The 20,444-nt window shown below is 42.6% G+C and carries 15 protein-coding genes; 5 read left to right on the forward strand and 10 right to left on the reverse strand.

What is annotated here, in order from left to right:
• Positions 1-444: 444 nt before the first annotated feature.
• Positions 445-1,851 carry a hypothetical protein gene (locus tag PNK_RS05670; protein ID WP_059060839.1) on the reverse strand — a complete coding sequence of 469 codons (1,407 nt, stop codon included), beginning with the start codon at positions 1,849-1,851 and terminating at the stop codon, positions 445-447.
• Positions 1,852-1,866: 15 nt separating this feature from the next.
• Entirely contained in the window at positions 1,867-3,228 is a 1,362-nt protein-coding gene (locus tag PNK_RS05675) for a coiled-coil domain-containing protein (protein ID WP_059060841.1), read from the reverse strand.
• A gap of 337 nt (positions 3,229-3,565) precedes the next feature.
• Here PNK_RS05675 and PNK_RS05680 point away from each other — a divergent pair, with 337 nt between their 5' ends.
• The 3 genes from PNK_RS05680 to PNK_RS05690 all read left to right on the forward strand — a co-directional run bounded on the left by PNK_RS05680 (position 3,566) and on the right by PNK_RS05690 (position 5,689).
• Complete coding sequence (locus PNK_RS05680; RefSeq protein WP_059060843.1) at positions 3,566-4,684, forward strand: hypothetical protein; 1,119 nt, start codon at positions 3,566-3,568, stop codon at positions 4,682-4,684.
• 25 nt (positions 4,685-4,709) lie between these two features.
• Positions 4,710-5,147 (forward strand): hypothetical protein, encoded by a 438-nt coding sequence (locus PNK_RS05685; RefSeq protein WP_059060845.1) that lies wholly within the window; start codon positions 4,710-4,712, stop codon positions 5,145-5,147.
• An 89-nt stretch (positions 5,148-5,236) separates the two neighbouring features.
• Positions 5,237-5,689 (forward strand): hypothetical protein, encoded by a 453-nt coding sequence (locus PNK_RS05690; RefSeq protein WP_059060847.1) that lies wholly within the window; start codon positions 5,237-5,239, stop codon positions 5,687-5,689.
• 117 nt (positions 5,690-5,806) lie between these two features.
• On the opposite strand, the gene PNK_RS05695 is transcribed toward PNK_RS05690, so the two are convergent.
• The 8 genes from PNK_RS05695 to PNK_RS05730 form a co-directional block, all read right to left on the reverse strand.
• Positions 5,807-6,664, reverse strand: coding sequence for a DUF2156 domain-containing protein (locus PNK_RS05695; RefSeq protein ID WP_158021716.1), 858 nt, complete (start codon positions 6,662-6,664; stop codon positions 5,807-5,809).
• Between the two features lie 5 nt (positions 6,665-6,669).
• Positions 6,670-8,187 (reverse strand): hypothetical protein, encoded by a 1,518-nt coding sequence (locus PNK_RS05700; RefSeq protein WP_032125569.1) that lies wholly within the window; start codon positions 8,185-8,187, stop codon positions 6,670-6,672.
• Positions 8,188-8,282: 95 nt separating this feature from the next.
• Positions 8,283-8,723, reverse strand: coding sequence for a host attachment protein (locus PNK_RS05705; RefSeq protein WP_079992822.1), 441 nt, complete (start codon positions 8,721-8,723; stop codon positions 8,283-8,285).
• 233 nt (positions 8,724-8,956) lie between these two features.
• The gene (locus PNK_RS05710) at positions 8,957-10,024 is read right to left on the reverse strand and encodes a chemotaxis protein CheB (protein ID WP_059060851.1); all 1,068 of its coding nucleotides are present in this window, start codon (positions 10,022-10,024) and stop codon (positions 8,957-8,959) included.
• Between the two features lie 23 nt (positions 10,025-10,047).
• Positions 10,048-11,094, reverse strand: coding sequence for a chemotaxis protein CheB (locus PNK_RS05715; RefSeq protein WP_059060853.1), 1,047 nt, complete (start codon positions 11,092-11,094; stop codon positions 10,048-10,050).
• Positions 11,095-11,393: 299 nt separating this feature from the next.
• Positions 11,394-13,181 (reverse strand): chemotaxis protein CheA, encoded by a 1,788-nt coding sequence (locus PNK_RS05720; protein WP_059060855.1) that lies wholly within the window; start codon positions 13,179-13,181, stop codon positions 11,394-11,396.
• A 23-nt stretch (positions 13,182-13,204) separates the two neighbouring features.
• The gene (locus tag PNK_RS05725) at positions 13,205-15,034 is read right to left on the reverse strand and encodes a methyl-accepting chemotaxis protein (RefSeq protein ID WP_059060857.1); all 1,830 of its coding nucleotides are present in this window, start codon (positions 15,032-15,034) and stop codon (positions 13,205-13,207) included.
• Positions 15,035-15,574, reverse strand: a complete 540-nt coding sequence (locus tag PNK_RS05730; RefSeq protein ID WP_059060860.1) for a chemotaxis protein CheW — start codon at positions 15,572-15,574, stop codon at positions 15,035-15,037. It abuts the gene before it with no gap.
• Positions 15,575-15,784: 210 nt separating this feature from the next.
• On the opposite strand from PNK_RS05730, the gene PNK_RS05735 reads away from it, so the two are divergent.
• The gene (locus tag PNK_RS05735) at positions 15,785-16,858 is read left to right on the forward strand and encodes a tetratricopeptide repeat protein (protein WP_059060862.1); all 1,074 of its coding nucleotides are present in this window, start codon (positions 15,785-15,787) and stop codon (positions 16,856-16,858) included.
• 303 nt (positions 16,859-17,161) lie between these two features.
• The gene (locus PNK_RS05740) at positions 17,162-20,410 is read left to right on the forward strand and encodes a tetratricopeptide repeat protein (protein WP_059060864.1); all 3,249 of its coding nucleotides are present in this window, start codon (positions 17,162-17,164) and stop codon (positions 20,408-20,410) included.
• Positions 20,411-20,444 lie beyond the last annotated feature (34 nt).

A 20,444-nucleotide genomic window follows, 5' to 3' on the forward strand; every position in this document is an offset into this window, starting at 1 on the left:
ATTATTTGCCCAATTTCGATATTCAAGGCAGGATTATGTCTATCCATTATTGTCAGTCCCTAGAATTTGTTCAGAAGCAATTAACCGACCCTCAGTGCACTAAAAGGCATTTGCCCAAGGTAAAAATCATGGGCACCTCTATGTAAAGCTTGGCACTACAAATGCAGTTTTTGTCTGTAACCTTTTTCCTTAAGGAGAGTTTGAGAACATCATAGGAGATTTAAGTATAGCCTTAGCATCTAAGCCTGACAATGTCTTCGGACTGCTTAAACGATGCGATAGCTATCGGTGGATAGGGCGATTCGACGAGACTATACGAGATCTTAATAAAGCGCTGGAATTGAACTCTCACATGAATTCTGCAGAGACTTTATGGAGATTGGTTGAGGCCCAAAATCGCGATCAATGGCTCGGATGAGCAGCTTTTGCTAATAGAGAATGTTCCTACATTCCAAAGCTTGCTGGATTTTCTCTAAAACCACAATAAGCTGTTTTACCGGCAAGGTAAACAGCTTGAATGATAGTCCACTGATAGGCTGCAAGTGATGCAGTCTGAGCCCAGGCGTATTTAGCCGCTTGAATGAGGAGGCGAAAGAGAGCTGTGACGATTGTCTGAATGCAGGATAGAGATTTTTTTGCCCATTTCCAAATAGGATGCCCCGCTCCTTTAGCAGAGGGCATTAAAGGCGCATGAGCGTGACTGACTTGCGTTTGCGCAATAGCCTGGGTAACTAGCGTTGGCGCTACATGGTTAGATGGAAAGTTTGAGACTACCTGAGGCTCTTCTTCCCAATCGATCAAATTGGTTTGGGGGTCTTGGTGCCAGATAATGCACTCTATTACCTGGTCGATTTGATCAAGCAACTGCTCTTTTTCTTCCTGCTCTTTCTCTGCTTGCTGGAGATGCTGAGCGATTTCTCCCTGCTTACATTCGAGTTGGTTTAAGTGAGAGGCTATGGTTACTAGATCATAGTCCAATCGGACAGATCGCTGTTCTAGACTTTCCAGGATCCCCTCCATTTGAATGTGGGCCTCATGAGTCTGGTTTTGATCGTACCTAATGGTTGTGGCTTGCGCTTGCATTTCTTGTTGAGCGATTTTAAGCTTTGAGATGCGGTCTTGAACCTCCACCCAGTCTTTCTTTAGGGAATCTACTTTTTTTTGATTTTCCCATTGTTCCTGTCTGACTTGTACATAGAGTTGATCTAGCCGCGTGATAGGTTGGATGCTTTGCAGCTCCTGCCTAATCTCTTCCTTTGATTCTTCCGCGTCTTTTAATGCCTGCCGATACGATTCTAAATGCAAGGCTTCTTCGCATAAATCCATTTGCAGCTCTTCCATGCTTGGATGCAAGCTTGCTTGATACGCAACACAATTGTGTAACTGCCTCTCGGTCATTTTTTGAGCCAAGTGCATCTCTTCTTCATAAAAAAAGAGCCCCTCTATCTGATTCTGCAGCTGTTGTTGAGAGCCTTGTATAGTTAATAGCTTTATCAGATTAGAGAGCAAGTCTTGCACTTCGCTTGCGACTGCCTGGCCGCACTCTGAAAAAGCCTGTTTCTGATTGTTTAAATTGTGCTCCAGGAAGGCCAATTGATCGAGAACGTTTTTTTTATGAAGAGTCTCTTGATGCAAGCGTTGGTTGGCTTGATGCTGACTCTCTTGATAAGAGATATCGCTGCAAGAAGCGCTTTCTCTGCTTGTGTTGATGCGCGACTGAACGTCTTCGATTTTTTTGAGTAAAGAGCCTTTGTAATCGCTTATTTCAGCCTCAATTGCTGCGGATTGGTGAAGAGGTTGAAGCAATCCCAAATTTATTTTGGGGATCAAGGCAAATTCGTTTATGGTCATTTGCTGTTCCCTCTTTTATAGTGTAAGTAATCTGGAAACTAAATTGGCTCTTTTTAATTCATATTTCGCCTTAGCGTAATTAAAAGCTTCGTCTGCAAGTGCATGCGGGTGATTTTTCTTGTAATCTTCTTCGTAATGCTTAAGTTCGCTTGTCTGTAAGTAATGACGAGCCACTGTTAACCCATAAAAAGCTCCTCCAATAGCCAGGAGTCCATTAATGGGTAGAGTTAACAAGCCGCCTAGAACAAGCGCTCCATTTTTTAAATAGCCTTGAAAATGACTTTTTGAGTCTGTATGATGGACAAACTGCTGGCGCATTTCTTTGGTACGATGCTGGCTTAACTCTCTGTTAAGTTCCTGAAAGGCAATTTTTTGCGTTTCAGAAATGCCTTTTAAATGGTCATATTGGTCGCTCAAATGGTGGTAGCGGGCTAGAGACTGCTGATTTTGCTCTAAAAGCCCCTGAAGAGTTTGACTGGTTTGATGTTGCTCTCTCTGCAGATCTTGATTGCGTCTTTCAAGCTCTTCTTTTTCGGTAACGAGTCGATTGATCCGCTCTTCTAGCTGCTGACAGTTTTCTTGCAAGCGTTCTTGTTGCTCCTTTAGCAATTGATTATCATTCGAAAGGCCATCTAAAATAGATCTAAGCCTTTGCGCTTCCAATTCTAATGCCCGTTGTTCGACTAAAATAGCCTCTTTTTGCTGCGCCAGTTCTTCAATCTTTTCTTTTAGAGTTTGATTATTTAGTTCAATGGCCTGCTTGTCTTCTTCTACACGCGCCAGTTTCGTTTTAATGTCAGAGAAAAGATGTTTGAGTTGTTCATTCTCTTGATTGGAAGAATCTATGAGCTGATGCATGGCTTGATTGTTGAGCCGAACTTGCTCTAATTGAAGAGTCAGTGTCTGTATTTTCTCGCTAGATTGGATCTGGGCTAAATGGAGCTCCTCTGAAGTGGTTAATAAGGCTGCATTGTCCTGCTTAAGAAGAGAGAGTCTTCCTTCCAGTTCGTATACTTTTTTTTCTGACACTAGATGGTCTTCTTGCAAGTTCTCGGCAAAAGCCCTGAGTTGCTCCCGTTCATGCGCTAAACTATTTACTTTTTCCGTTAAACGCAGGAGTTCGCTATTTAAAGTTTTTTGTTCCTCCTCGAAAACGGTCACCCGTTGCGTAAATGTTCCATTTTCCAGGGTCAATTGGTCGATGCGGTCGATCAAATCTTTTATGGTGCGAGACGCCTTTTCCTTATCGACTATGCAAGCTGAGTTTGATGAGAGCAAAAGCTGACTCTCTTTTTCTAGTTCCTCTATGTAGCGCCTTTGTAATAGACAAACGTCTTGAAGTGCTTCCAAATTGGGAGGAATAGATGGCATTGACATGAGGGCCCTCTCTTATTGATCGTTAAAGAACCAGGACTCTTATTATAGGGGCAATAAAGGGGATGGAATGAGGAATGTTCAAAAAGTGCGTTATAGTATTTTTTTTAATTTAAAAAAAGCCAAACCCTTGTTGAATACGCAAAAAACTAAAAATCAATATTTTGTGTTTTGAGACTGAAGTTGAGAAGTTGTTGGCGATTTAATCTCGTGAGAAACAAGTTTTATTTATTAAACAATTCACTGAATCTTTACAATGTTTTTTTTATTGATCTTAATTAAATTAATATTTAAAATATGAGTCTTAATTAATATAAAAACTTAAATATCTAGGATACGCATGAAGATTCAAATGGAGAGTATTCAAACTCAAGTTTATGGGATTTATCAAGCAGCCGCCTCTAAATTAGAGGCTGGTGCGAAAGCGACAGGGCGGTTAGTGGTGAGCTTGGCCGGAGAAACGCGTGATTATACAATAAAAGGGCTTAATTTTGCATCGGCGCAGCTAAAAGTGCTTGCCGAAAAGATTGGGGTCGCAGCCAGAGCGATCGGAAGCTTGGCTGCAAGAGCGGCTGGCGGACTTTATGATTGTACTTTAAAAGGAATGACTTTTATTGCGACGCAAACAAGAGCTGGTGCTGCGAAGGTTAGTACTGTTGTTAAAGCGCTTGTTGCAACTTTTGGAGAGTGGGCAAATGCAGTAGGACGATTAGTCTTGAGCGTGGCTGGTGCAGTGCGTGAATGTGTAGTAAAGGGATTTGCCATTGCATCCCAGCAGTTAAAAGCGCTTGCTGAAAAGATTGGAGTTGCGGCTAGAGCGATCGGAAGATTAGCTGCAAGATTAGCTGCAAGAGTAGCTGGCGGACTTTCTGATTACACGTCACGGGCGATGACTTTTATTGCGACGCAGATGAAAGCTTGTGCTACTGCTACCCGATCTGCAGCAAAATCTGGAGCTGAAAAGGTAAGTGCCATTTATAAAGTGGTTGCAGCAAAAGTTGGAGCTTGGGCTCAGGCTACAGGCAAGTTGGCAGTAAAATTGGGGGGGCATGTTCGCGAATACACCCTCAAGGCTGTGAAAGTTACATCTCAACAACTCCAAAATCCGCGCTATGCCTTCGCTGCAGTGATTGCATCGAACATTGTATTCCTCGAGATCATGCTCAAGGCTTTTGGGATTGTGGACAATCTTTTAAACAAGACTCGACTAAGAGATGGCAATGTGGGTTCGAAGGCTCAAACATTCAAAGAAATTTCGCTCTTAACTGGCGCAGTCGGCAGCTTAGTCGCCTTAAACATGGCTTTTGCAAGCATTTTGAAGCCAAATATTAGCCCGCAAGCCTATCTCGTAACAAGTGTGGCGAGTTGCATTAGTTATATTGCTTTACGCCTTGTTTTGGCCCACTACAAGCAGCCAGTTGTTTCTCCTGTGAGACCTGCGGTAGTATTAAATTTTTAAGTTGTAATCGCCATATGAGGAAAGTGTGAAGATTAGTTTTAATTTAATCCCCGAAGGGGTTCGAAATGCCTACAACAGCGCTGCAGTACGTGTAGGCTATCTTAAAAATTTTGTGGTTAAGGTCATCGATCAAGCATCAAGCCATGTACAAGATCGAGAGTATGCCTTTGTTGCTATGACTCTAACGTGCGTGGCTTCTGGCGAGCTATCTATAAGGGTTGCGCGAGTCGCAGGTGAGGTATATGAGCTCGCTTTTGGCAGGTATGCGGGCTTATCAAATGCTCAAAAAAATCGTTTAGCCCTTGGTTTAGGCGGGATAATAGCGCTTACTTATTCGGCAACCAATTATGCCGTTTACAAGGCTCTACGCATGCCGCTAACTCCTTGGGAGTTCGTTGCTGTTAATGTGTGTTCTGCGGTCCTTTTTTACTTCGCAAAGACAAAGACAGAATGTTGCCGTTAGTGGTGAATGTGTTTTAGATATATAAAAATAAGATTCTTTTGAGATCTTCATATTTCAAAAGAGAGTTAACTGTAATTTGAGGAATTTTTATGACCCATGCAATTGTGAATCAAGGAATTGATTGGACAGCTATTAAAAGCGGCCTATTAACAGGATTAGAAATAGCTTCTAACAAAGCCAGCCAACTGAAAGATGCGGCTGGTGTCTTAGGCGGGCGCTTAGTGACAGTGATTAAATCTGGTATGGAGCAAGCAGCCCCTTATTTACAAAATAAATACATTGCGGCTGGCTCGCTATTTGCTGTCAGCTACGCTTTTCTTACTGTAGGCGATCTCGTTTCTCGCTTAGCTATGAAAGTTCTTCCTTGTGCTACAGAGAAGCAGGTTGCCATTGCAAGTACTTTAGCTGCCGGAATGAGTCTATCTACTTGGCTCGGCGGTGTTGGTGCTTTTTGTTATTACAATGCGCTTCCGCTCCACCCGGCTGCGATGGTTGCTACTGTCATTGCTTCAGCAATTTTCGCTGCCAATTGTTGTGAATAAGAAGTCATAGATCAATTAAAGAAAAAGGCACTTAATTCTCGCAATTAAGTGCTTTTTTCTTGCCCATTCATTTTTATTCCTTCCTATCTTTTTTTTCAAATCATCATTGCTTTTGGACTAGCCTGGATTCTTCAAGTAGACGCGCATCTTGTGAAGCATGCGATCTGGGAGGTAAGAATGTTTGGCTTGGCGAAGAGCCGGCGAACCAAGATCCTGTTCCAGATTAATCCAATCATAGTGGCTGCCGAGGAATTGAGCTTGCTCTTGATAAAGATATTGGTAGAGGCCATTGAGTCGTTTATGCGCCTTGGCAAAGTGGATAACGAAGCAGCGGTCGTTTAATCGCTCGCCGATTGTCAATCCGCTTGGATAGCCATCAATATAAAAGATTCGTCCTTCCAGTGAAAGAATTTGATGCAGTTCGATGGCCTCTTTGCATGAGAGATAATCGGTTTCAGCTGCTGGCCGCAGCTGCTCTTCTTGCCATTCGTTTAAAATCATAAGCGCCTCTTCTTTTTTTTCCTGTAAAGGATAGACCTCGACCAGGTGGTTTGAGAAGAGCTGTTTAACTAAGTTTCTTTTTTTGCTTAAGTGGCGGCCCTGGAATTGAGCCAGCTTGCTGGTTTGAAATAGATAATCACTATCATCTTCTTTAAAGCTGACTTGATTGAGGTAGGGCCCAAACAATTCTAGCCATTGATCGGGAATGGGAAATAAAAAACTATTTGAATTGAGTAGGGAAAGAAGCTGGGGGAGTTTGGCTTGTTGGGGGCGAGACGTAAGCATGATAAAAGAAGAGCCTTCCCTATTGAGTCCTTGGATGTAAAGTTCATCGGCAAAAATGAGTTCGTATTGATGAAGATGCCTAAATAGGTAGAGGTTAGCGAAAGAATATTCGGACAGATCCAAGTTTAGAGCTTTAAATCTTGTTTCTAGGAGCTTTTGATGAGAAAGGCTTAATCGTTCTTTTTGCATAATTTTCATGGTGATTTAATCAACTCGACTCGTTTAATTCCGGTCTTGTCAACAACAACGCGGAATGTTTTGACTTCACTTTTAATGCTAAGGTCTGGTTGTAGATAGGTATTGCGTATGATGATGTTTAAATGATAAATTTTTGGTAAAAGGCGCTCGCTAATCTCTAGCGTATAAGGATCTAATGTTAGGCTAGGCTGAAGCGCATTACTGGCTTTTTGAAGAAAGCTTTGAATATTAAGTCTGAAAATGGTTGTTAGCTCCCTTCTTCGGCTTTTCATTCTTCCAGGTTGGTGGTAAAGCGTGACTTCTCTTTTGTATTGAATGATAGTCTCATGCCTATTTAAGGCTTGCAGTTCTTCGTGAAAATGATTGTTGCGAATCGTTAAAAAACTGGGAGGAAGCTGGTCTTGCGAGATGAAAGCGAAGTTCTCGTTTAGACGGCCTATTTCATCGCCTTTGGCGCTCCAGATTTCGGTGGAATAGTCCGGAAACCAGCGGTAAGCTTGTTTATAATAAATCTTTTTTAATCCCTCTTTCAAGCGGTCCTTTAGAATATAGAAAATTACAGCAAATAGGATGAATGGAAGGGAGTTGATCACAAATACGGAAACTTTCCAGACAAAGAGGATCATGTAGACAAACATGGCAACTCCGGCTGCCACACTTCCTAGAATATTTCCATGTTTTTCTTCTAGCGAAGCGCGGTAGCTTTTCAGCATCAATGCTTCTAGCATGAAACGATTTAGCAATCCTTGCCTATAGAGGATGGATTCATTAGAAGCGATGCGCCCTTTTTTAGTTTGAGGTTCTAGCCCATGTGTTTTTCGATAGAGTTTTTCTTGTACGATAAGATGGCATAGCAATTTTTCAACTTCTTCATAGCGTTTTTCTTCCAGGTGACGGAATTGTTCGAGCAAAATTAAAAAATACTCATCAATGGCATGACTAATATATTCGTCGGTATAGCGAAAATAGCGAATGGCTTGAGGTGAAAAATCCAGGGTAAGTTTTGTTTGCATTTGGCGGAAAAATTGGCACACCTCGTTAATCTGCTCGCAAAGCTCCTTAATCACAGGCGTATAAAGATCGGTGCCATAGCCTTGCATCTTTTCTACGCTTTCAGAAATACGGGCGATACGGTCTCTTAAGGACGTTTTAAAAATATTGCCAAATAGTTGGAGTTCGTCGAGGACTGCAGTGAGATTTAACGAGGGTTCTGAAAAAAGCTGCTGTAGTCGATTGAGGGGGGATGGGGAGTAAGAAGGATCGATCAGTTCTCGCAGTGGCATGCGAGGAGTCTTATAGCGGATTAAATTCGTTTGGGCCGCGTAAAACTGCGATTTCGATAGAGTATCTGAATTAATCTGCAGGGGGCTTGGAATGAATAAGAAAAACTCTTGTTTGTAGACGTTTTTATCGAGCGTTGGATTGATCATGAACTCGGATTTTAATTCGAATTGCCACTGATCACGCGTGTGGATTTCCCCCTCGTATAATTCGCTCCAAAATTCTTCGATCATTTCGCTGTCTATAGTTGAGTTTGTGAAGTCGTAAATACCCAACAGGCCTGAAAAACGGTGCTCAACCGCTTCAAGTCTGCTGAGTGGAAGAGTCGCTAAAATATAAAGGGAAAATGAGAGACGATTTCATCGGGTTTCATTTGCGTCATATCTTTATCTACTTCGCCGCTAACCAGTTTCATCGTCGCTGCATCGAGAGATTGTCTCAATAAGCCTAATAATGTTGGCCCTGCCGCGATGTAAAGACGGTCAAATTCACCATTATTGCGGGCGCTTTCCAAATAAGAAGCTAATTCTTTGGCAAATAAATTAAATTCATTTTGCTTAGGAGTTGAATGCGGTTCGAGACTGTGGCGGGCGAATCCAACGCTTTCAAAGTCGCGGCCAGGCTTGTCTGAAACAAGATCTCGGTTGTGGAGGCGGCTTTCAGGATGCTCAAGCGTCTCAACTTCTATTAAAGACTTCTGTTTCTCAACTTTGTAAATGCGCGCTATGCTGCAATTAGCGACAAGCAACCATGAGTTTTTTTTCATCATATTCTCCAAGTTAAATTCAGAGACAGGCGTTCTTTTATGAGGGGAAATTCCTCTTTAAAAATAAGCTATTCATCACTCAATGCTTAAGACCCGTGGCCCCTCTCCTTCAAGCAAAAGCTCGGAGAGTAAGTAAATTTTATTTAAACAGCTAGGCGAAAAAAAGGATATGAAATTTATATGAGTTTTTTGAAAATAGCTTCTAAAAGAAGGCTGGCTGAGATTGGAAATAGACTCTAAATCGGACGTTTGGCGATTAATTTTAACAGTGCTGCAATCTGCTGCAAAGACATCACGTGTTTAGCCGCCTTGATGGCAATGGCTTCTTTTGGCATTCCAAAAAGAAGACTTGTCAGAGGATCTTGTGCGATGGTTAAAGCTCCCGTTTGCTTCATTTTCAATAGGTCTTCACCGCCATCCTTACCCATGCCGGTTAAAATAATTCCAATTCCTTTAGATCCATAGGTGTGGGCTATGGAGCGAAAGAGATGGCCCACTGAGGGGCGAATGCCTTTTTCTGGTAAAGAATCAACGAGGCGAATAAGGCCACCTTTGCGAATTTCCATGTGAAAGTGCTCCGGGGCAACATAGACAGAGCCGGGCTTGGCAAATGTCCGGTCTTTTGTCAATTGGACTTGGAGTGAAGTCATCCCTTGAAGCCAATCAACAAGCCCTTTGGTAAAGCCTGCAGAGATGTGCTGAACAACAAAAAAAGGAATCGGAAAGTTTTTGGGGATGAGGGATAAAATGGCTCCTAGGGCTTGCGGCCCTCCAAGAGATGCTCCAATAGCAATTGCCTCGATTTTAGGAAGCTTCACGAACTCTTCAATAGCTTCTTGCTGCGCGGCTGCAGCCAAAGTCGAAAAAGATGTTTCATGGTGTTGAGACGGCCATTTTACCTGAGCGGCCATTTTAATGGCTTGTATAATCGCCTGTGCATGAACTGCATAGTGAGGATCTTTAAAGCTGGCGGGTTTTTCCAGGACGTCTATGGCACCTGCACAAATGGCTTGAAAATTGCTGGCGAGCGTCTTTTCTAAAAGATTGTCGCAAATTGCAATGATTGATGTGGGCTTAGTTTGCATGTAATAATGAATCGCCTTAAAGCGATCTCTCGCTGCCAAAGCGCTATTGATGACAATGACAGCAGGGGCAAGCCGTTTTAAACAGTCTAAGCCCATTTTTTCATTCTTGACGCAAGCCTGGAGCGCAAGTTCGGGGTCTGATTTGATGATAAAAGAAAGAAGTTCTTGAGAAGAGGGAGAGTCATCGACGATCAACACTTCAATAGGATAAGGGATCATCGATGACTCATCTGTTTAAACTGCTATTTTAATTTGACTAAAGATTCTAAAGTAGTGGCTATTTCATTTAAGGAGACAACCTGACTTGCAGCTCCGGCTTCAATGGCCTGATGAGACTTTTCAGCAAGCAGGCTGCTTTCTTCGTCTTGTACTAGGGCCAGGCCGCCTTTTTGCTTGATCGCCAGCAATCCATCGATGCCGTCATTTCCATGTCCAGCCAGGAGAATGGCAATGCTTTTTGCCCCCATTTGATCTGCAATCGAGCGGAAGAACAGGTCTATGGAGGGTGCAGGTTGGTTGGATGCCGCAGGCGTGAGTTTTAAGGTTTTTCCAGGGCCCACTTCCAAATGATGTTTATCAGGGCAAACGTAAATAGTGCTGGGCGCCAAGACTTCTCCATCGGTTGCTAGCTTGGTCTTTAAAGCGCATGAAGAGGCAAGCCAATCCACCAATCCTTCCATGAATCCGCTCCCGAACTGTTGGGTAATTAAAATAGGAACAGGAAAGTCTTGGGGGAGAGGAGAGAGAATAGTAGAAAGACTTTGAGTGGCCCCAACTGAGGCGCCAATTGCTATGGCGTCGACAGATAGAGTGCCTTTGGCAAAAATGGGTGCAGGCTGTGTTTGCGTGGGGCTGTGAAAAACTGAGAGTGGACGGGGTTTGATTTTGACATTCGAAAGGACTTTAATGGCTTGAATCAGTGACTGTGCGATTTCTTGATATTTGGGATCGCGCAATCCAGCCGGCTTGCTTAAAATGGCCAATGCTCCAGCGCTTAATGCGCGGTATCCTTGCTTGACTTCTTTAGCATTGTAAATACCGCTTACGATGATAATGGGAAGAGGAAAGCTTTCCATGATTCGTCTCGTGGCTTCATATCCATCCATTTTAGGCATGACAATATCCATCATGACGATATGGGGCTTGTTTTCACTAATGAATTTTAACGCTTCTTCTCCATTTTCAACCTTTCCAACGACCTTTAAACCAGAGTCCGATTCAATGATGTGGGTCAGTAATTCTCTTGAAACAGCTGAATCGTCAACAATTAAGACTTGGATGGGGTTCATAGATTCGGTTCCTTTTAGTTCTGGTGCAAAAATACTCGTTTTAGAATGGGATTATAGTAAGTAAGTTGACTTGTCTAAACAATAAGGCTTGGGTTGAATCGCTTAGGAGCTTATTTAGCAAGCTTGCTATTGCTTGATACTACGGTTATAGAGCATGAGTTTTTTTATAACAATTTTTTTATACAATAAAATTTTTTAAGTTCGTTCTCATAGGCTTCAAACAGCTAGTGAGTTTTCACTACTAAGATCCTAAGACTCTATTGAGGAATAAGCCATTATATCCAATTTCTTCAGAGAAGTTAGCCATTCGATTTTTTTAGAATGGACTTAACTAAGTCAAAAGGGTCTAGGATGGGAATCACTTGTCCTGATTCAGACATGGTAGCTGCAGCAATATTTTGGGCATGCAGAATTTGTGTTCCCAAATGTTTGACGAGGATCTCTTGTTCGTTCCAAATTTCATCGACTCCCAAGCCTACAAGTTTATTGGCTGCAGTTATAATGAGAGCAAAAGAGGGGGGATTATCAGAAGGGGAAAAAAAGGAGGCTAGTTCAGTATAGGGAAGCTCTTGCTGTTCGAAGACAATCGTTTGCCTGCTGTTTGAAATGGGGGCCGAAGGGGGGAGTTTAATGATTTTTTTGATGTGGTGAGAGGAAAGAATGAAGCTGCGCTTGGCTGCTTTTACGTGGATGCCGCGAAATGCAGCCAAATTGACCGGAATGGTGAGGTGAAAAGTTGTGCCGCGATCTTTTTGGGTTTCGACGCAGATCGATCCCCCAAGCTTTTCAATTTTTTCAGCGACAATCCCCATTCCCAGTCCGCGCCCTGAAAGGGTACTCAGAGTGGGGCTTGTAGACAAACCTGATTGGAAAATCAGGTTGATGCTCTCTTCATCGCTCAGTTTTTGCCAGTCTTGTTCTTTGATGATCCCTTGCTGTAAAGCAGCCTGCTTGATTTTATCTGTATCGATTCCTTTGCCGTCGTCGCAAATGAGGATCTCAACTTTTTGTCCATTGCCATGAACGGCTTGAATCTTTAAATGACCGATTGGTGATTTGTGTTTGCGAATCCTTTCTTCCGGAAGCTCAATTCCATGATCGATGCTGTTGCGGAGTAGATGGGTAAAGGGATCTCTCAGCTCTTCTAAGATGCGCCGATCAACTTCTATTTCTCCTCCCTGGCATTCTAAATGAATATCTTTGTGAAGGGAGTGAGAGATGTCACGAATCATTTTAGGGAATAAGTCGAACAGATTTGCAAAGGGTTGCAGCAGGAGGTGTTTAACGCCTTCAACAATCTGATCGACTAGATGGGTCGCCAAACGGGCATCTTGAGAGGCTTGTTTAATGCCCGTTTGGAGATAAGCATTGATCTCTTTTGTGATTGAGTGTCCGGCATCTTTTGTAGAATGAGCAAGAGTTGGAGATGGGCCTTGTCTTTTGTCCCAGTCGACTAGGATCGCTTGAATGTTTTTCAATTCTTGCAAGCGCTGTTTTGCCATGAATTTCAGAGCCACGGTCTCTTCAATTTGTTCGAGGAGATGGTTTAACTTAACTGACGAGAGCCGGATGGCACAATCCTTGTCTTTTACGACAATCGAAGGTGTGGGCTGTTCTAAAGTTGAATCCTGACGGGGTGATAAAGATGAGGGCTCTATTGGGCTTTTTGGTAATGAAGGGTGAAGCAATTCGCTTAATTGCGCTAATAAGGCTTCGAGCATCACTTCATCGTGAGGGACTTCTGAAAATTCTGATTGTAGAATGGAGTGACGGATCCAATCGAGCGCTTCAAAAAAAGTGTCAAATAGTTGCGGCGATGAGGCAATGTCTTGCTGTTTCCACGCCGACAAGACGCTTTCAAGCGCTTGACAAAGCTTTTCGGTGGCAAAGAAGTCGACCGATCGAGAAGCGCTTTTAAGGCTGTGGGCGGCGCGAAAAATGGTTTCGACTAACTCTTGTTCTTGGATCTGTGAGGGATGCTTTTCCAGAGCGAGCAACCCCTCGGTTAGTGCTTGCAGCAGATCATTGCTTTCGATTCGGTAGGTTTGCAGTAAATGGACTAAAAAATCGCGTTCCTGTTGGTCCATTCAATATCCTTTAGGCAAAGTGGCTACTGTTTGTATTCATGCGAAAGTTCCTTCAAATTATTGCCAACAGCATTGAGTCCTTTGATGCCCGATTCAATCTGGTGCATATGGTCGACTTGTTGCTGGGTGGCATCTTTGATCTGGATCATGGCTGTAGCAACCTGCTCTACGCCTATCAGTTGTTGCTGGCTCGAGTGGGCAATTTGATTAGCCGCTTGGACGACATTGGAAATTTCCTTAGCAAGTGATCGGATGGATTGGTTGGTTTGTGACGATTGAATTACGCCATTTGCCACCGTTTGCGTTCCTTGCTCCGCTGCATGGACGGCAGATCGCATGGCTTGCTGAATGTCATGCAAAATATTGCGGACTTGTACGGTTGCCTGCTTAGATTGATCTGCTAAACTTCGGACCTCTTGTGCGACGACAGCAAATCCTTTGCCCTGGTCGCCGGCTTTGGCAGCTTCGATAGCAGCATTCACAGCTAGCAAATGAGACTGCTCAGCCAGCTCGTTAACCGTATCAATGATCACTCCTATGGCTTGGCTATGTTCATTTAGCTGGGCAATGCTTTGGGAGATTATCTTCATATCATCTTGAATGTGATGCATGCCTTGAATTGTTTCGTCAATAGCCTGTTCATTTTCATGCAAGACTTGCAGTGTTTGATCCGATACCTTGGCTACATGCTTGGCTTGCTCGGAAGAAATATCAGCTGTTTTTTTTAGTTCTTTAACGGTTGCTGCTGTATTATTGACAGAGTCTGCCGTGGATTTTGTAATGTTGGAGGCTTCGCTTACAGCTTCGAGCATGTCGCTTCCAGAATGCGAAAGCAAACGTATTTCTTGCTGCAGTTTTTGCGCCAGCAGCCTTAAATTATGCAGCAGAAGGTAGAGTGTAATCCCCAAAGTCAAAAGAGCGATTAATAAAGTGACAAAAATGTTTCTTTCTAAGACTTCTTTACTTGCAAGAGTATTGCGAATACTCTCTCCCTGTAGGCGCAATTCCACTTCGCGTAATAAATCGATTTTCTCTGTTTGAGCATCCCACCAATGCTGGGCATCGGTTGTTAAAGCCTTGTCTGGTCCGGCCTCCGTTAGTGTTTCCTCTATTTGTGCAGCCGTGCGTACGTAAGGACTGCGCATGATCGTTTTATAGAGGGCCTCTTGAGAGTCTGTGGCTATTTCAAAGAACACTTTTTTGAATGCTGCCTGTTGTCCAATTGAATTGAGCAGCCGGGCATATTGATTGGATGTCAGCTGTCCATTTAGTAAGCTTAAAAAAACGAGCCGTTTTTCCTGGTTTGTTTCCAATTTTTCATAAATGAGATTCATATAGGCGAATAACGCCTTAGCAAGATCCACATCTTTAGTTTGGCGTGCTAAATTGGAAATGTGATCGATGAGTTCGGCGTTGATTTCATCAATATAATTGCTCAATTCTTGTGGCGTAGATTCTTTTTGATCAATTTGGAGCCGCATTTGATCTAGATTGTTCAACCTGTTAAAGGTTTTCTGAAAAAGGGAAGGTAAGTTAGTGCCCGGAATTTTGAAAGTAATCTGATTGACGAATTTTTTAATCATGGCAATGAGCTCATCGGTTTGATTGCGCGCCTCTCTTAAATCCTCATGATAGCGGTCGCCGTTTTGCTGTAACTTTAAAACGGAAAGAGTCAATTCCTCTTGGAGAGAATCTACGAGCAAGCTGATATTGTCGCTCAAAGTAGATAATTCGATAATTTGGTTTTTGTCTTGAATGTCTTGATAATCCAAGTACAAAAACTGGGTGATAAAGCCCATTAAAATAATAAAAGGCAGTAAAATTAAAAAGAGCAGGCGATATTTCATGGGCATTTAGTCGTTCTCCTGAGCAAGCGCTTGATTGGCTCTTTCTTGTATGAGTAGATGGGAATCTTCTATAAGAGTTTCTCCATCGATGAGTATTAATTGACCGCTGAACTCTCCCTTGATGTGTTTTTGCCAGATGCCAGGATAAGGAGAGAGTGATTCAGCGGGCAACGTTTCTGTTCGGTCAACAGTCTCGATGATAATGGCAAATTCGCGCAACTGATTGGTTAAAAGGATGGCAAGAGAATTTGTACGCGCTTTCACTGGCGCTAGCCCAAGGACAATCGCTAGATCAAAGACAGCGATAATCCTTCTTTTTAGATTCACAACGCCTTTAAAATGGGGTGGCATGTCAAAAAGAGGGGTGAGTTCTTTAATGGTAAAAACTTCTTTAATAAATCTAGACTCAATTGCGTATGCCTGCTGATTGATGGTAAAGACAACCACATGAAGGGATTCTGAATTGAACTTTAAAGGTGTGGCTAACTTCGCCTCCTCTTCATTTAAAATGTTCTGAGAAAGGAAATGCGGCGTTGGAAGGGACATGGAGAAGTCTCTTTTGAGTAAGTTTTAGTCGCTTGTTTCGGGCAAAAGTTTTTTATAATCCAAATTTGACTTTATGCACAAGTAGTTGTGATATTATAAAAATGTCTTTGATCTATCTCATTACTTAAAAAATGTATTTTATTATTGTCTTGTTTATAGTTTGTGTATTAAAAATGTGTCTTTTTTATTCCTGTTATATTAGTTAAAAGTATGTCTGTTTATTATTTTTCTAATATCGATACTCTTCAAAATACAATAATAGATCCTCATTCTCATTATAGCGAAGCTGCCGAGATTGATCGGGATGAGGTGATTCATTTCAATAGGCTCTATGCTAAAGTTGGGAAAATCACTAAAAAGCATGGCGTAGTTTGGCGGGTGGGTCAAATCATAATAAGCATTCTAACCGCTTTTGCCATTTGTCCATTATTTTCCGCATCTTGTCGTCAATTTATTAAAAATTCTTGGAAAAAAGGGACAAGTGGACAAGAAGAGATCTGCCTGTATGTTTTAAAAACATTAGCACAAGATTTGATTTTGAAGGGCTGTTCAGCTTTTTTAGACAAACAGTGGGAAGAGGCTTTTAGACAGATCAATCTTGCGGTGATTCTTGAGCCTGGTAAGGCTTTAACTACTCGAGGTTTTTTTTATACTGTAAAAAATAGGTTTGACGAAGCCTTGAACGATTACAATAAAGCTTTAGAGCGAAACCACGATTCGGTTACAACCTTACTCTGTCGCGGCGAGCTTTATAAAGAATTAGACAGATATGATGATGCTTTAGAAGATTTCACTGAGGCTTTGAAGATAGAACCAACGTCAGCCAGTGTTTTGCGTTCTCGAGGTGATCTTTTTTGTGCACAGGGCTTGTTAGAAGAGGCAATGCGGGATTACGATGAATCATTATATATGGATTACAATTTAGTGACTCTACTAAATAGAGTGGATCTATATCGCAAATTAGGGAGGAATGAGGAAGCGTTAGAAGACCTCAGTGGCTTTTTGGCTATAGAGCCAGGGTCTGCTTCTGCTTTACGCTATCGAGGGAATCTATATCGTCAATTAGGTCGATTGGAAGAGGCATTAGAAGACCTCAATGGCTCTTTGGCTGTAAAGCCAAGGTCCGCTTCTGATTTGCATTATCGAGGAGACGTGTATCGTCAATTAGGCCGATTGGAAGAAGCGTTAGAAGACCTCAATAGTTCCTTAGCTATAAAGCCTGGCTCAGCTGCTGTTTTGGGTTGTCGGGAGAATGTGTATCGTCAATTAGGTCGATTGGAATAGACATTGATTGCAACCGGGCACAAGAGCTTGATCACTGCGGTGTAATCAAACCTCACTCCCAAATTTAGTATTTGCAAGAGAATCCCATGAGAGGGCCTGAATCTTCAGGCTACTCTCTCCCACACACTCTCTTTAAAAACCTTTATATCTACTAGACACACCTCTTAAAACTCTAGACAATATTATAAAAAAGCAGTGCCTTTTTATTTTTAAAAGAGTACTTTCTTCTGCTTCAAATTTTTTAAACGCATCTCTTTCGATTTCTAATTCTGACAAATTCAATCTCGCACTAAGGACATAACCATGACAATTCGCTACCTTGCAACTCTCGACGCTCTTCGCAATGAATTAGTTCATCCCCATTACACTAAAAACGTATCAGAGCAGCTAGAAGATGAAAGCTACAAGGGTCAGTCTTACGTTAAACTGGGTGAAATTAATCTCAAACACGGAATTATTTGGCGAATTGGCCAAGTGATTCAAGCCATTGCGGCAACAATTTTTTCCGTTACGATCTTTCCTTTGTTTTTTAGAAGTTATCATTGTTTTGTAATGCATGCTTGGAAGCAGATTTCAGGATTAGAAATCATTAGTATCTATGTTTTGAAATCTTTATCAGTTCAATTGGTTCACGCTGGAAGCTTCGCTTATGAGCAAGGACGAGTAGAAGAAGCTTTGAGTGATATGAACCTTGCGCTGAAAGTAGATCCTAGTTGTGCTTATGCCCTGCAAGAGAGGGGCGCGTTGCATCGCAGGCAAAATCGAATCGAAGAGGCATTACATGATTTTAATGGAGCTCTACGCTTAGAACCGGGCTCAATCTTTGCACGCAAAGGAAGAGGAGACGTTTTTTACCAGCAAGGGAGGCTGGATGAAGCTTTATCTGATTTCAATGACGTTCTGGAGGTTGATCCTCATTCAATTCAAACTTTAGAGTCTCGTGGATATATTTATTTGCAGTTGAACAGCCTGGATGATGGCTTGGATGACTTAAATTATGTTTTGAGCATCAACCCGCAATCAATTTCAGCCTTGCAAGCACGCGCAGAAATATACTTCAAGAAGGGGCTTTTTGGAGCGGCGTTGCAGGACCTGGATCTTGCTTTGAGTGTGGATCCTCATGCAATGCGCGCTTTGGAGATACGTGCAGAGGTCTTTCGCCTCCAGGGATTCATAGATGCATCCTTAAGCGATCTCAATCTATTCTTGACATTGAAACCCGAATCTGTTCAAGCCTTGATTGCTAGAGGAGATGTCTTTTTCTTAAAAGGCGATCTAGACAGTTCTTTGCGGGACCTCAATCGCGCCTTGGAACTGCAGCCAAACTCAGCTGATGCATTAAAAAAGAGGGGCGCTGTTTATGTACAGAGGCAAGAGCCTTATCTAGCAATACCGGATCTTACTCGCTTGTTGGATTTAAATCCCCCTTCAATACAGACTTTACAGCTGCGAGCAAAGGCTTATTGCATGCAGGAACAGCATCGAGAGGCTTTGCTAGATCTCGATCAAGCTCTGCATTTAGATCCGAACTGCATTTCTGCTCTGAGAATGCGGGAGGAAATATATCGCTGGCATGAGAGGTTGGATGATTCTTTACAAGACCTCACCCGCATTTTGAATGTAGAGCCGCATTCGGTGACTGATTTACGAACTCGAATTGGCGTTTACCATCGCCAAGAAAAGTTTGACGAGGCATTGAACGATCTCAACCATCTTTTGGAGTTGGTACCTGGCTCTATCAACGATTTAGCCTGTCGTGCGAGGGTTTATTACCAACTCGGAAGATTAGACAATGCTTTACTAGATCTCAATCTTGTTTTAAATGAAAACCCCTACCATCTAAAAGCCTTGCTTCTTCGCGGTGAACTTTACCTTTCGTTGGGAGAGTTTGATAGAGCTAAGCCGGATTTAAATGGGGTCTTGGTAGCGATGCCAAATAACTGGTGTGCTTTAGAGCTTAAGGGGGAGCTTTATCGCCAGCAAGGCAAGTTCGATAAGGCCTTGATTGCTCTCAATCAAGCTTTACAGATTAAGCCAAATTCTATTTATGCCTTACATGTTCGCGGAGAGGTATATCTGTTAGAGGAAAAATGGAATAAAGCCTTACGCGATTTTAATTCTGTTTTGGAGTTGAATCCCCACTCATCGAGAGGCTATGAAGCGAGAGGGGAAATTTATTATCGACAAGGATTTTATGAAGAGGCGCTGGACGATCTCACCCAGGCCTTAGAGTTAGATCCTCATTCAACCACAGCTCTTGAAATGCGAGGGGAGGTTTATTCTAGGCAGCGCAGATTTACCCAAGCCCTAGCTGATCTGAACCGAGCTTTGGCGCTAGAGCATGGCTTGGTTAATGCTTGGCGCATTCGAGCTGAAATCTATTGCGTGCAAAATGAGTATGAGCAGGCTTTAAGAGATATTAATTGCTCCTTAGGGTTGGAATCCGATTCAGCGAACGCTCTGTGGACCCGAGCGATGATTTATTTCAGACAGGGGCGATTGGAAGAGGCCTTGCAAGATCTCGATCGGGCAGAAGAGTTCGATCCCCATTCGGTTGAAATCCTGCGCATTAGGGCTGAAATTTACAATGAGCAGGGAGATATTGGTAAGGCATTAGAGGATCTTAACCACGCCTTGGATCTAGCACCAGACTGGACCGATCTTTTGCGCATGCGAAGTGAAGTCTATTACGCCCAAGATTTATTCAATGAGGCATTGAGGGATCTTGATCGGATTTTAGAGTTAGAGCCGCATTCTGTTTCGGCTTTATGCAAACGAGGCGAGGTTTATTGCCGGCTAGGTTGTTTTAAGGAGGCTTTCTTTGATCTCAACTGCGCATTGGAATTAAAACCCAGTTCGGCTGCAGCTTTACGCGGCCGGGCAGAGATTTACACAATGCAAAATGATTTTAACGAAGCTTTACGGGATGTCAATCGTGCTCTAGAATTAAATTCTGAAATGGCCGATGCTTGGCGTCTTCTTGGAGAAATTCATTACAAACAAAATAATTTTGATGAAGCTTTAAATAAACTTAACCTGGCTTTAAGCTTAGATCCTAAAGCCTTTAGATCATGGGGTGTGCGTGGAGAGATTTATTATCGACAAGGTCACTTAAATGAAGCTTTGTTGGATTTTAATCACGCTTTGACATTAGCGCCTCAATCCATTTCAGTGTTGCAATTGCGCAGCGAAGTCTTTTTTCATATGCGAAGATTTGACGATGCATTACTGGATATGAATAGGCTCTTGAAGCGCGTGCCAAATTTGACTCATACAAGGTTGAGGCGAGGAGAAATTTATTGGCGTAAAGGGAAGCTAAAAAGAGCGTTATACGATCTCAATCATGCTTTGGCGTCAGCACCTGGCTCGACTTACGCTCTCCAAATTCGCGGAGATATCTATCGCCGTCAAGGGTGCTTTCACAAGGCTTTGCAAGACCTTAATCAAGCCTTAGAGCTGGATCCCAATCTGGCTTTTGCCCTTGAAATCAAAAAGAAGATCCAGGCAAGTCAAGAAAGTGGATGTGAAGCGAGCCAGGTCATGCAGGCTTAAGATATTTGAATGATTTATACTTGAATAAGGGGGT

This window comes from Candidatus Protochlamydia naegleriophila, from assembly GCF_001499655.1.
Taxonomy (GTDB): domain Bacteria; phylum Chlamydiota; class Chlamydiia; order Chlamydiales; family Parachlamydiaceae; genus Protochlamydia; species Protochlamydia naegleriophila.